Annotated in this window: 12 protein-coding genes; 2 read left to right on the top strand and 10 right to left on the bottom strand. The window is 72.9% G+C overall.

The features are described from left to right. On the top strand, positions 1 to 783 hold the full coding sequence (locus tag OO68_RS02220) for an IclR family transcriptional regulator (RefSeq protein WP_033306339.1): 783 nt from the start codon (positions 1 to 3) through the stop codon (positions 781 to 783). A 225-nt stretch (positions 784 to 1,008) separates the two neighbouring features. Continuing rightward, a complete protein-coding gene (locus tag OO68_RS02225) occupies positions 1,009 to 2,322 on the top strand; it encodes an MFS transporter (protein ID WP_033306340.1) in 1,314 nt (437 codons plus the stop codon). Between the two features lie 5 nt (positions 2,323 to 2,327). On the opposite strand, the gene OO68_RS02230 is transcribed toward OO68_RS02225, so the two are convergent. From OO68_RS02230 to hrcA, 10 genes are all read right to left on the bottom strand, one after another. Continuing rightward, on the bottom strand, positions 2,328 to 3,320 hold the full coding sequence (locus OO68_RS02230; RefSeq protein ID WP_033306341.1) for an adenosine deaminase: 993 nt from the start codon (positions 3,318 to 3,320) through the stop codon (positions 2,328 to 2,330). Between the two features lie 20 nt (positions 3,321 to 3,340). Further along, positions 3,341 to 4,246 (bottom strand): ribonuclease Z, encoded by a 906-nt coding sequence (locus OO68_RS02235; RefSeq protein WP_033306342.1) that lies wholly within the window; start codon positions 4,244 to 4,246, stop codon positions 3,341 to 3,343. 6 nt (positions 4,247 to 4,252) lie between these two features. Beyond that, positions 4,253 to 4,606, bottom strand: coding sequence for a histidine triad nucleotide-binding protein (locus tag OO68_RS02240; RefSeq protein ID WP_033306343.1), 354 nt, complete (start codon positions 4,604 to 4,606; stop codon positions 4,253 to 4,255). A 98-nt stretch (positions 4,607 to 4,704) separates the two neighbouring features. Next, on the bottom strand, positions 4,705 to 7,896 hold the full coding sequence (locus OO68_RS02245; RefSeq protein WP_078625133.1) for a S41 family peptidase: 3,192 nt from the start codon (positions 7,894 to 7,896) through the stop codon (positions 4,705 to 4,707). A gap of 45 nt (positions 7,897 to 7,941) precedes the next feature. Then, entirely contained in the window at positions 7,942 to 8,487 is a 546-nt protein-coding gene (locus tag OO68_RS02250) for a hypothetical protein (RefSeq protein ID WP_051814293.1), read from the bottom strand. Between the two features lie 49 nt (positions 8,488 to 8,536). Next, positions 8,537 to 8,929 (bottom strand): VOC family protein, encoded by a 393-nt coding sequence (locus OO68_RS02255; protein ID WP_033306345.1) that lies wholly within the window; start codon positions 8,927 to 8,929, stop codon positions 8,537 to 8,539. A gap of 16 nt (positions 8,930 to 8,945) precedes the next feature. Beyond that, positions 8,946 to 9,686, bottom strand: coding sequence for a 16S rRNA (uracil(1498)-N(3))-methyltransferase (locus tag OO68_RS02260; RefSeq protein WP_033306346.1), 741 nt, complete (start codon positions 9,684 to 9,686; stop codon positions 8,946 to 8,948). Beyond that, on the bottom strand, positions 9,683 to 10,756 hold the full coding sequence (locus OO68_RS02265; RefSeq protein ID WP_033306347.1) for a nitronate monooxygenase: 1,074 nt from the start codon (positions 10,754 to 10,756) through the stop codon (positions 9,683 to 9,685). The genes OO68_RS02260 and OO68_RS02265 overlap by 4 nt, the downstream gene beginning before the upstream one ends. A gap of 191 nt (positions 10,757 to 10,947) precedes the next feature. Continuing rightward, on the bottom strand, positions 10,948 to 12,084 hold the full coding sequence (dnaJ, locus tag OO68_RS02270; RefSeq protein ID WP_033306348.1) for a molecular chaperone DnaJ: 1,137 nt from the start codon (positions 12,082 to 12,084) through the stop codon (positions 10,948 to 10,950). Further along, on the bottom strand, positions 12,084 to 13,100 hold the full coding sequence (hrcA, locus tag OO68_RS02275; protein WP_033306349.1) for a heat-inducible transcriptional repressor HrcA: 1,017 nt from the start codon (positions 13,098 to 13,100) through the stop codon (positions 12,084 to 12,086). The genes dnaJ and hrcA overlap by 1 nt, the downstream gene beginning before the upstream one ends. Positions 13,101 to 13,165: the final 65 nt, after the last annotated feature.

Genomic DNA, 13,165 nt, shown 5'->3' on the forward strand with positions numbered 1-13,165 from the left:
ATGTCAGACACAGGGGGCGTCCGTGAGGTGAAGTCCGCGGCACGCACGGTCGAGCTGCTGGAACTCCTCGCCGCGCGCGGCGACCGCCCGGCCCGCCTCCAGGAACTGGCCGGCGAACTCGGCGTGCCGCGCAGCTCGATGTACGCGCTGCTGCAGACGCTGATCTCGCGCGGCTGGGTCCGCACCGACGTCACCGGCTCCCTGTACGGCATCGGCATCCACGCCCTGCTCACCGGCACGAGCTACCTCGACTCCGACCCGCGGGTCCGGGCCGTACGGCCGTATCTCGACGAGGCGTCCGAAGCGCTCGGCGAGACCATCCACATGGGCCGGCTGGACGGCCGGGACGTGGCGTATCTGGCGACGCGCGAGTCGCACGAGTACCTGCGCACGATCAGCCGGGTGGGACGGCGGCTGCCCGCGCACGCCGGCGCCCTGGGCAAGGCCCTGCTGGCGGAACGCCCGGACGGGGAGCTGCCCGAGGGGCCGTACGAGGCCCTGACCCCGAACTCGCACACGAGCAGGGAGTCACTCGCGACCGACCTCGCCGAAGTCCGGGCCCGCGGCTACTCGGTGGACCGGGAGGAGGGCGTGACCGGCATCGTCGGCTTCGGCTTCGCGCTGCGCCACGACACCCCGGCGCAGGACGCGATCAGCTGCTCGGTGCCGGTCGCCCGGCTCACCCCCGCACACGAGGAGCGGATCGTGGCCGTGATGCGGGAGATCCGGGCGAAGGCCGAGGCGGCCGTTCCGGCGGGGCCCGGATCGGTGCACTGGCGCTAGCGAAGGCGCCTGCGAGCGGCGGCGGAAGCCCGCTCGACGCCTGGCGAAAGGCGCTCGTTTACCCGGGCTTCACCACCCCAAACACAACGTGCCCCAGATCACACCCCCCGGGCTCCCGTGGGCGACTACGTGCTTGATACAAATTGCTCGCGCGTTCCTGTCCGTCGACGGTCGTCGCCCAACCCCCCTTTCTCCCCGCTCCTTTCGCATGCCCTGGGAACGCCCGTGTTCGCCCCCCGCACCACCCCCTGGCCCCTCGTCGCCCTTTTCACGGCCGGGTACCTCGCTCCGTATCTGCTGCCCACCACCGTGGGCAGGCTCGACTCGGACCTTCCCCTCTCCGCCACCCAGGCCGGCGCCGTCGGCAGTGCCCTGCTGCTGAGTTCGGCCGCCGCCGGATTCGTCCTCGCCTCCCGGGTCGAACGGATCGGAGCCCGCACTCTCGCCCGGCTCGGTCTCGCCCTGGCCCTGCTCGGCTACGGCGGCGCGGCCCTGAGCACCGCCGTCCCCGCGGTCATTGCCGGCGCGATCGTCGGCGGGTTCGGCTCGGGCACGGCCACCACCGTCGCCGCCACGCTCATCGCCGCCCAGCGGGATCCGCACCGGGCCTCCACGGCCGGGCTGCTCAGCGTCTCCGCCCTCGCGGGCGCCGTGTACCTGACCGTGCCGCACCTCGGCCCGGGCCACGGTCTGCCCCTGGCCGCGATCGCCCTCACGGCCCTGGCCGTCTGGCCGCTGACGGGTCGCCTCCCCGCAGGTGCGCCCGCCGCCCCCGCCCGGCAGGACAAGGCCCGGCTGCCGCACGCCCGTTCCGGGCTGGTGCTCGCCGCCGCCATGGTGTGCTGGTCGCTCGCCCAGAACTCCCTGTGGGGCGTGAGCGGCCGGATCGGCCTGGAGCAGGTGCACCTGGGTGAGGCCACCGTCGGTGTGGTCTTCGCCCTCGGCCTCGGCGCCGGGCTGGCCGGGGTCCTCGCGGCGGGCGCCCTCGGGGCCCGTCTCGGCCGCGCGCTGCCCATCGGCGGCGGCACGGTCCTCATCGCCGCCTGCATCGTGCTCAGCGCCTCCGCGACCGACCTGGGGAGCTTCGCGGCCGGCGAGATCGCCTGGAACACGCTGTACCCGGTGGTGCTGTCGTACCTCATCGGGCTCGCGGCCTCGCTCGACCCGCGCGGCCGCTGGGCGGTGCTGGTCGGCTCGGCGTCCTCGCTTGGCACCGCCGCCGGGCCGCTGACCGGCAGCGTGCTGTCGGCGCAGGCCGGGTTCCCGGTCATGGGCGCGGTCCTCGGCGCGGGACTGCTGGTGATCGCCCTGCCGATGACCGCCGTCGCCCTGCACACCGGCGGCCGGCCGCTGCTGCCCGGCGCGATCCGCCGCCGCGGCGGCCACCCGGCCGCGCTGGTCGCCGCCGCCACGGGCACCCCCACCGGCGCGATTCCCGAGATCGGAGCCCCGGAGCAGCCGGTGGTGGAGATCCCGGTGGAGACCCCGGCCGTCCCCGCCCAGCGTGCCTACGACAAGGCGGGGTCGGAGGTCTTCTGAGGCCCCTACCGGAAGGTGTACGCCTCCACCTCGGCGAGATACCGCGCCCGCAGCTCCTCGTCGTCCTCCAGGAACGAGGCGAGGAAGGAGTTGCGGGCGAGCTCGCGCAGCCGCTCGTCGGTGAGGCCGAGGGTGGTGCGCACGGCGTCGAAGTTGTCGCCGGCGTAGCCGCCGAAGTAGGCCGGGTCGTCGGAGTTGACCGTGCACATCAGGCCGGCGTCCAGCATGGCGGGCAGGGGGTGGTCGGCGAGGGTGTCGACCGTGCGCAGCCGGACGTTGGACAGCGGGCACAGCGTCAGCGGCACCCGGTCGCGCACCAGCCGCTCCACCAGCGCCGGGTCCTCCACGCAGCGCAGCCCGTGGTCGACGCGTTCGACGCCGAGGACGTCCAGCGCCTCGGTGATGTACTCCGGCGGACCCTCCTCACCGGCGTGGGCGACCCGCCGCAGCCCGAGGGCGGCGGCGGCCTCGTAGACCTCGCGGAACTTCACCGGCGGGTGCCCGACCTCGGCGGAGTCGAGGCCGACGCCGGTGATCCGGTCCAGGTAGGGCTTGGCCGCGTCCAGCGTGGCCAGGGCCGACTCGGCGGACTCGTCGCGCAGGAAGCACAGGATCAGGCGGGTCGAGACACCGTGGTTCGCCTCGCTGTTCCCCAGCGCCCGCCACAGCCCCTCGACGACCGTGCCGATGTCCAGGCCGCGGCCGGTGTGGGCCTGCGGGTCGAAGAAGATCTCCGCGTGCCGCACGCCCTGCCCGGCGGCCCGGGCGAGGTAGGCGTTCGCGAGGTCCTCGAAGTCCCGCTCGGTGCGCAGGACGGCCATGAGCTCGTAGTACAGGTTCAGGAAGGACCGCAGGTCCTCGAACCGGTAGGCCTCGCGCAGCTCGTCCGTGTCGGCGTACGGCAGCGTGACACCGTTGCGCGCGGCAAGCTCAAAGGCGAGTTCCGGTTCCAGGGTGCCTTCGATGTGAAGGTGCAGTTCGGCTTTGGGGAGGAACATCAATTCATCGTACGGCCGTTTCACCGACGCTTCGGAACCGGCACCCTCAGGAGATCGTGGGCCACGGTCAGCTCGCCGTCGAACCCCGCGGCCCGGGCCTGGCGCTCGAACTCCTCCGGATCGGAGTAGCGCTGGCTGAAGTGGGTCAGCACGAGGTGCCGCACACCGGCGTCCCGGGCCACCCGGGCAGCCTGGCCTGCCGTCAGGTGACCGTGCTCGACGGCGAGTTCCTCGTCCTCGTCGAGGAACGTCGACTCGATGACGAGCAGGTCGCAGCCCTCGGCCAGGGCGTGGACGCCGTCGCACAGCCGGGTGTCCATGACGAACGCGAACCGCTGCCCGCGCCGCGTCTCGCTGACGTCCGCCAGGCTGACTCCGCCCAGTTCTCCCTCGCGCTGGATGCGGCCGACGTCCGGGCCCTTGATGCCGTGCGCGGCGAGCCGCTCGGGCAGCATGCGGCGGCCGTCGGGCTCGACGATCCGGTAGCCGTACGACTCCACCGGGTGCGACAGCTTCCGGGCCTCCAGCGTGTAGCCGCCGGTGCGGGCCAGCGGCCCGTCGGCGGCGACCGGGGCCTCGGTGATGCCGACCGTCTCTCGGTAGGCGGTGGCGTACCGGAGCCGGTCGAAGAAGCGCTGCCCGGAGCGGGGGTAGTGGGCGGTGATCTCGTGCGGGACCTTGTCGAGGTTGATGCGCTGGATCACCCCGGCGAGGCCGAGGGAGTGGTCGCCGTGGAAGTGCGTGACGCAGATCCGGTTCAGGTCGTGCGCGGCGACCCCGGCGCGCAGCATCTGGCGCTGCGTGCCCTCGCCGGGGTCGAAGAGGATGCCCTCGCCGTCCCAGCGCAGCAGGTAGCCGTTGTGGTTGCGGTGCCGGGTCGGGACCTGGCTGGCGGTGCCGAGGACCACGAGTTCACGTACGGACAAGGCGGACTACCCCGGGGGCCATTCGAGGCCGCGGCCGCCGAGCACGTGCCCGTGCACGTGCCAGACCGTCTGGCCGGCGCCGCTGCCGGTGTTGAAGACGAGGCGGTAGCTGTCGAGCTTCTCCTCGTCCGCCACGGCCTGGGCCTCGCGGACCACGTCGGCGGTGAGGGCCGGGTCGGCGACGGCGAGGGCGGCGGCGTTCTCGTAGTGCGCCTTGGGGATGATCAGGACGTGGGTGGGGGCCTGGGGATTGATGTCGCGGAAGGCGATGGTGGTGTCCGTCTGGCGGACGATCGTCGCCGGGATGGTGCCTGCGACGATCTTGCAGAACAGGCAGTCTTCCTGGGGCTCCCCTGCCATGTCTCCTCCGAGGGTTGGGCCGGTGCGGTCCGACTTGGGCATCGTATCGTCGTCGGGTGCGGGTGCGTTGTGGCTGGTCGCGCCGTTCCCCGCGCCCCTTAGGTGGGCAGGCCCGGAGGCGTTTTGGCGGGTGCGGTCTCCAGGCTCTCCAGTGCCAGCCGGATTGCTTCGTCCAGTTGGGTGTCTCTGTCCGCCGCGTAGTCCTGAGGGCGCTGGACCACCTCCACGTCCGGGTCGACCCCGTGGTTCTCGACGCCCCACTCGTAGCCCTCCAGCCAGAAGGCGTACTTGGGCTGGGTGACCAGGGTGCCGTCGACGAGGCGGTAGCGGCTGTCGATGCCGATGACGCCGCCCCAGGTGCGGGTGCCGACGACCGGGCCGAGGCCGAGGGCCTTGATCGCCGCGTTGACGATGTCGCCGTCGGAGCCGGAGAACTCGTTGGCGACGGCCACGACGGGGCCGCGGGGGGCGTCCTCCGGGTAGCTGTAGGGGCGCATGCCGCGCGGGACGGCCCAGCCGACGATGCGGCGGGCCAGCTTCTCGACGACCAGCTGCGAGGTGTGGCCGCCCCGGTTCTCGCGGACGTCGACGACCAGGCCCTCGCGGGCGACCTCGACGCGCAGGTCGCGGTGGATCTGGGCCCAGCCGGGGGCCTGCATGTCGGGGACGTGGAGGTAGCCGAGGCGGCCGCCGGACTTCTCGTGGACGTAGGCCCGGCGGTCGGCGACCCAGGCGTGGTAGCGCAGCGGCTCCTCGTCGGCGACCGGGACGACGACCGCGTGCCGGGGGTCGCCGCCGCCGGACGGGGAGATCGTCAGCTCCACCGGCTTGTTGGCCGTGCCGATCAGCAGCGGGCCGGGGCCGAGTACGGGGTCGACCGGCTGTCCCGCGATGGCGACGATGGCGTCGCCGGGGCGTACCGCGACGCCGGGGGCGGCCAGCGGGCTGCGGGCGTCCGGGTCGGAGGTCTCGGAGGGCAGGATGCGGTCGACCCGCCAACTGCCGTCCTCGTGGCGGGAGATGTCGGCGCCGAGCAGGCCCTGGCGGGGGCCGCCGCCGTGGCCGCCGCGCGGGGTGACGTAGGCGTGCGAGGTGCCGAGCTCGCCCTGGACCTCCCACAGCAGGTCGACCAAATCGTCGTGGGTGGCGAGCCGCTCCACGACCGGGCGGTAGCGGTCGAGGACACCGTCCCAGTCGACGCCGCTCATGTCGGGCCGCCAGAAGTGGTCCCGCATGATGCGACCGTTCTCATCGAACATCTGGCGCCACTCGGCCGCCGGGTCGACGAACTGGCGTACCCGGCCCAGGTCGACGGTGATGTTGGAGTCGCTGTCGTCGTCGCCCGAGGCGCGCCGGTCGCTGGGCACGACCTTCAGCCGCCCGTCGGTCCACAGCAGCACCCGCTTGCCGTCACCGCTCACCGCGAAGTGGTCGGCGTCGACGGCGAGATGCTCGACGCGCTGCTGGGCGAGGTCGTAGCGCTCCAGCTCGGACTTGGGGTCGGGGTCGTCGGGAGTGGCCCGGGACGCGCCGAGCACACCGGTGACCGGGTGGCGCAGCCACAGGACGCCGTCCTTGGCGGCGCGCAGGTTGGTGTAGCGGGCGGCCTCGACCGGGAAGGGCACGATGCGGTCGGCGAGGCCTTCGAGGTCGATGCGGGTGGTGGGGGTGCCCTCGCTGTCGGGGGTCTCCTCCCGGTCGGGCGTCTCGAAGGACCGGCCGTGCCGCTGCGGCCCGAACGGGGAGGGCGTGGTGGCCGCGAGGGTGATCAGATGCGGCCGGGCGCCGACGACGAAGGCCAGGTCGAAGACGTGCTCGTCGTAGACCGGGTCGAAGGAGCGGGTCGACAGGAACGCGAGGTGCTTGCCGTCCATCGTGAACGCGGGCGCGTAGTCCTGGAAGCGCAGCGGGGTGGCCTCGGTGACCGACAGGTCGGTGGTGTTGGCGAGCTTCAGCTGGCACAGGGGCCGGGGGCCGGGGTGGGACCAGGCCAGCCAGGACGAGTCGGGTGAGAAGACGGGCCCGGACACATCGCCGTCCGCGCTGCGGTCCACCTCGCGCACCTCGCCCGTCTCCCGCTCCACGAGCAGCAGGCGGCCGTCGTGGCAGGCGACCGCGGCCCGGCTGCCGTCGGGCGCCATGGCGAGGTCCAGCACCCGGCCGAGCTGCCCGGCGGCGATCCGGCGGGGAGTCGCCCCGGGGGCGACTCCGGTGGCGGGCGCGAACTCCAGGGCGTCGTCGCCCTCGGCGTCCGTCACCCACACCACCCATTCCTCGCCGTCCGCCCGGAACGTCCGCGGCAGCCGGGCCCGCACCCCGGGCGTGGCGGCCAGGGCGCGGGCCGGTCCTGCACGGTGGGTGACCCAGTGCACGGAGCCGCGCACGGCGACCGCGCTGCCGCGCGCGGTGTGGTCCGGGGACGCCGAGCCGAACCAGCGGGAGGCGTTCACCGGGAACGGCTGGAGATCGGTGCGCTGTCCACCCAGCCGCACGTCCAGCCGCCGCGGCTCGGCCCCCTCCAGGTCATCGAGAACCCACAGTTCACCGGCGCTGGAGTAGACGACACGGGTGCCGTCGGTCGCGGCGTGCCGGGCGTAGAAGCCGTCGAGAGGGGTGTGGCGCCGCAGTTCGGAGCCGTCGGCGAGGGAGGAGTAGAGCGCTCCGGTGCCCTCGTGGTCGGAGAGGAAGGCGATCCTGTCGCCCGCCCACAGCGGGTACTCGATGTTCCCGTCGACGTCCTCGTGCAGCCGCACGAACTCGCCGTCGCCCTCTCGGTCGATCCACAACTTCCCCGCCGTACCGCCCCGGTACCGCTTCCACCAGGCCGCCTCCCGGCCCATCGGCGCGGACAGCAGCACCGTGTGCGGGCCGTGGGCGACGTCGCCGACGGGCCCGTACGGCAGGGTGGTGGCCGGGCCGCCGTCCAGCGGGACGGCACGGGCCCAGGTGCGGCGCAGGCTCGCCTGCCCCACGGTGCTGATCGCCAGGACCTCGCCGTCGGGAGTCCAGCCGCGCACCTGCGTCTTGAGACTCCCCCAGTACGTCAGCCGCTTGGCCGGACCGCCGTCGACCGGGGCGACGAGCACCTCAGGGGCGCCGTCTCTGGTGGAGGTCCAGGCGACCGTGGTGCCGTCGGGCGAGATGCGGGGGTGGGTCACCGGCATGTTGTCGGCGCTGACCCGCCAGGCCCGGCTGCCGTCGAGCGGGGCGAGCCACACGTCGTCCTCGGCGGTGAAGGCGACCAGGTCGCCGTGCACATGGGGGAACCGGAGGTAAGCAGACGATGTCACCTGATCACCCTATGCAGGGACGACGCCGCGCGGACAGGGTTCGGATCACTTGCCCTCGACGGGGCGGCAGTCCGGATACTGCTCGCACCAGATGGTCTGGGTGACGGTCACCGTGACGGTCGGACCGGGCTGCCCGGCCGGCGGCCCGCCGACGGGGGGCGGGCTGGTGGAGTTGCAGTCGCCGAGCCCGTCGACCTCGAACCACACCTTGCCGTCCACCTTGGCGGTGATCTTCCCGCGCACACAGGCCCCGTCCACCGCGTGGGTGACCTTGCCGTCGACGGTGATCTCCTTGCCGTCGTCGGTCTCGCCCTCGCAGTCGACGGTCGCGACGGTCCGCTCACGCGCCGAGGGTGACGACTTCCCGCCGCTCTCCCCGTAGGAGGCGGTGCAGGTGAGCCAACGCACGCCCGCCTTCTGCCGGTTGAGCTCTTTGGTCACGGTCTCGTCGGTGGTGTACGCGACGGACGCCGAGCTGATGCTGCCCGGCTCGCAGGCGACGGCGCCGCCCACCGCCACCGCGGCGAACGCCGCCGCGACCGCCACGCGCCGCCCGCGCGGCCCCAGTCGATTCCTCGTCGAAGCCCCCATGGAGGGGAGCCTGCCACTGACGGAGGCCGCGCGGTAGGGCGCAAAGGCGTCAGCCGCGCAGCAGCAGCCACTCCTGGAGCTCCACCAAGTTGCCCTCGGGGTCCTTGAGATGCGCCACCCGCATCCGGTCCGTCATGGGCACCGGCCCGTGCAGCACCGTGGCCCCGCGCATCGTGATCTCCTCGCAGTACGCGTCCAGCCCGTCCACCCGCAGCACCACGAGGGAGCGGTGGCCCTCGGCCGTATCGCCCAGTTCGTCGAGCACCTCGGCCATCATCGACCGGTGCTGCAACGCGATCCCCGCGGAACCGACAGCGGGGCTGAACTTCTCGTACGGACCGTCCGCCGCCCCCGACTGCGGTTTGAGGCCGAGGACCTCGCCGTAGAAGCGGTAACAAGCGGCGAAGTCGGTCACCAGCAGACGAACCTGTGCGAGCTCCATGGTGCCTCCAGGGGAATCAGGACCAGCGTCCGGTGCGTGCCAGGAGCACGGCCGCTGCGGCCGTCCCGGCAGTCGATGTGCGCAGCACACTGCGCCCCAGGCGGTACGCCTGCGCCCCCGCCTCCTCGAACAGCGCCAGCTCCTCCGGCGCCACGCCCCCCTCGGGCCCCACGACCAGCACGATCTCGCCGGTGGCCGGCAGTTCGGCCGTGGCCAGCGGCGCGTCCCCGCTCTCGTGCAGCACGGCGGCGAAGTCCGCCCCGGCCAGCAGGGCGGCGACCTGTCTGGTCGTCGCCGCCTCCGCGACCTCCGGGAAGCGCACCCGGCGGGACTGCTTGCCGGCCTCCCGAGCCGTCGCCCGCCACTTGCCCAGCGCCTTGACCCCGCGGTCACCCTTCCACTGCGTGATGCAGCGCGCCGCCGCCCACGGCACGATCGCGTCGACGCCGGTCTCGGTCATCGTCTCGACAGCGAGCTCTCCCCGGTCGCCCTTGGGCAGTGCCTGGACGACCGTGACCCGGGGCTCCTGCGCGGGCTCCTCGGACACCGAGTCCAGCTGGAGGATCAGCCGGTCCTTGCCTTCCGTGTCGAGCACGACGCAGTCCGCCCAGCGGCCCGCCCCGTCCGTGAGGACGACGTCCTCTCCGGCACGCAGGCGCTTCACGGAGACGGCGTGCCGCCCCTCCGGCCCGTCGAGGACGTACCGGCCGCCACCGCCCGCGTCGAAGTGCTCGACCACGAACACCGGCGCGGTCACAGCACGCCACCTCCCGACAACGCGGCCCGGGCGGCTGCCAGTTCCCCGGCCAGCACCTCGACCAGCTGCCCGGCGGGCAGCTCCCGCGCCATGCGGTGCCCCTGCCCGGCCCACAGCGCCATGCCCTGTGCGTCACCGGCCTTGGCGGCGGCCTTGCGCAGCGGCGAGGTGAGGTGGTGGATCTCCGGGTAGGCGGGGGGCGCGTACGGGCCGTGCTCGCGCAGGAACCGGTTGACGAGACCGCGCGCGGGTCGCCCGGAGAACGCCCGGGTCAGCTCCGTGCGGACGAACAGGGGGTTGGTCAGGGCCCGCTTGTGCAGGGCGTTCGCGCCCGACTCGTGCGTGGCGAGGAAGGCGGTGCCCAGCTGGGCGGCGCTCGCGCCCGCGGCGAGCACACCGGCGATCTGGCTGCCGCGCATGATGCCGCCGGCGGCGACGATCGGGATGCCGACGGCCTCGCGGACCTGGGCGATCAGCGACAGCAGCCCCAGGCCGGAGCCGTCCGTCTCGGGGATGTCCCGGTGGGTGCCCTGGTGGCCGCCGGCCTCGATGCCCTGGGCGATGACCGCGTCCGCGCCCGCCCGCTCCACGGCCCGGGCCTCGTCGGGGGTGGTCGCGGCGGCCAGGACGAAGGTGCCGACGCGGTGCAGGGCGTCGACGACCTCACGGCTCGGGACGCCGAAGTGGAACGACACCACCGGTACGGGGTTGTCGCGCAGCACCACGAGCTTGGCCTCGAAGCCGTCGTCGCGTCCGCTGTCCGGGTCGCCGAGCTCGGCCTCGTACCAGGTGGCCTCGCCGGCCAGCTGGTGGGCGTAGACGTCGACGGCGGCCGGGTCGGCGTACTCCGGCTGCGGCATGAAGACGTTGACGCCGAAGGGCCTGGTGGTGAGGCTCCGGAGCTGCTTGATCTCCTGGTACATCCCGTCGGCGGTCTTGTACCCGGCGGCGAGGAATCCGAGCCCGCCCGCCTCGCACACGGCCGCGGCGAGCTGCGGCACGGAGACGCCGCCCGCCATGGGGGCCTGCACGATCGGGAGGGGGAAGAGATCGGTCAGTGCGGAGGACATGACCGCATGTTGTCACGTCCTCCGAACAACCCCGAAACCGGCCTGCCGACTGGCATAGACCAGAAGCACGCGCGCCGTCAGCGCCCGTTGAACGCATCCCTCAACCGCGAGAACAACCCCTGCTGCCCGGGCTGACCGTGCCTGCCCGGGGGACGACCCCCGGACCCCCGGCAGCGGCCGGACCGCTCGCGTCAGCGCCCGTTGAACGCATCCTTCAACCGCGAGAACAACCCCTGCTGCCCGGGCTGGAACTGCCCCGTGGGGCGTTCCTCGCCGCGGAGTTTGGAGAGCTCGCGCAGCAGGCGTTCCTGCTCGGGGTCGAGCTTGGTCGGGGTCTGGACCTCGACGTGGACGATGAGGTCGCCGCGTCCGCCGCCGCGCAGGTGCGTGACGCCCCGGCCGTGCAGCGGGATCGACTGGCCGGACTGGGTGCCCGGGCGGATGTCGACCTCCTCCATGCCGTCGAGCGTCTCCAGCGGCACCTTCGTGCCGAGGGCCGCCGCCGTCATGGGGATCGTCACCGTGCAGTGCAGGTCGTCGCCGCGCCGCTGGAACGTGCTGTGCGGCAGCTCGTGGATCTCGACGTAGAGGTCACCGGCCGGACCGCCGCCGGGTCCGACCTCGCCCTCGCCGGCGAGCTGGATCCGCGTGCCGTTGTCGACACCGGCCGGGATCTTGACGGTGAGCGTGCGGCGGGACCGGACGCGGCCGTCGCCCGCGCACTCCGGACACGGGGTCGGCACGACCGTGCCGAAACCCTGGCACTGCGGGCACGGGCGGGACGTCATGACCTGACCCAGGAAGGACCGGGTCACCTGCGAGACCTCACCGCGGCCGCGGCACATGTCACACGTCTGGGCGGAGGTGCCCGGGGCCGCGCCCTCACCGCTGCACGTGTTGCAGACGACGGCCGTGTCGACCTGGATGTCCTTCGTCGTACCGAAGGCCGCCTCGTCGAGCTCGACCTCGATGCGGATCATGGCGTCCTGGCCGCGGCGGGTGCGCGAGCGCGGTCCGCGCTGCGACGCCGTGCCGAAGAACGCGTCCATGATGTCCGAGAAGTTCCCGAACCCGCCGGCTCCGAAGCCGCCCGCGCCGCCGCCACCGGCCTGCGAGAGCGGGTCGCCGCCGAGGTCGTAGACCTGCTTCTTCTGCGGGTCCGACAGCACCTCGTAAGCGGCGTTGATCTCCTTGAACCGCTCCTGGGTCTTCGGATCGGGGTTGACGTCCGGGTGCAGCTCGCGCGCGAGCCGCCGGAAGGCCTTCTTGATCTCTTCCTGCGACGCGTCGCGGCGCACGCCGAGTACGGCGTAGTAGTCCGTGGCCACTACGACTCCGCCAGGATCTGTCCGACGTACCGTGCCACTGCGCGTACCGCTCCCATCGTTCCCGGGTAGTCCATGCGGGTCGGTCCGACCACGCCGAGCTTGGCGACTGCCTCGCCGCCCGAACCGTAGCCGACCGACACGACGGACGTGGAGTTGAGTCCTTCGTGGGCGTTCTCGTGACCGATCCGTACGGTCACGCCCGGATCCTTCGCCTCGCCGAGCAGCTTGAGGAGCACGACCTGCTCCTCCAGCGCCTCCAGCACCGGCCGGATCGTGAGGGGGAAGTCATGCCCGAAGCGGGTCAGATTGGCGGTGCCGCCGATCATCAGCCGCTCCTCGTTCTCCTCGACGAGCGTCTCCAGGAGTGTGGAGAGCACCGTGGAGACCGTACCCCGGTCCTCGTGCTCGAACGCCTCCGGGAGATCCTCCACCAGACTCGGCACATCCGCGAAACGGCGGTTCGCCACGCGGCTGTTGAGCCGCGCGCGCAGATCCGCGAGCGAGGCGTCGCCGAAGGGCGCCGGGCAGTCGACCACCCGCTGCTCGACCCGCCCGGTGTCCGTGATCAGCACGAGCATCACCCGCGCGGGCGCCAGGGAGAGCAACTCCACGTGCCGCACGGTCGAGCGCGTCAGCGACGGGTACTGCACGACGGCGACCTGGCGCGTGAGCTGCGCGAGCAGCCGTACCGTGCGCGCCACGACGTCGTCGAGGTCGACGGCGCCCTCGAGGAAGTTCTGGATCGCGCGCCGCTCGGGCGCGGTCATCGGCTTGACCCCGGCGAGCTTGTCGACGAACAGCCGGTAGCCCTTGTCGGTGGGGATGCGCCCGGCGCTCGTGTGCGGCTGGGCGATGTACCCCTCGTCCTCCAGGGCCGCCATGTCGTTGCGGACGGTGGCCGGGGAGACGCCGAGGCTGTGCCGCTCGGTGAGGGCCTTGGAGCCCACCGGCTCCTCGGTGCCGACGTAGTCCTGGACGATGGCGCGCAGCACCTGAAGCCTGCGTTCACTGAGCATCGCGCACACCTCCAGATGTCTCCGCCTGCTTGCCCTGCCGGTCCGGCCTGGCACTCTGCGTGTGC

This window comes from Streptomyces iakyrus, assembly GCF_000717055.1.
Lineage (GTDB): Bacteria > Actinomycetota > Actinomycetes > Streptomycetales > Streptomycetaceae > Streptomyces > Streptomyces iakyrus.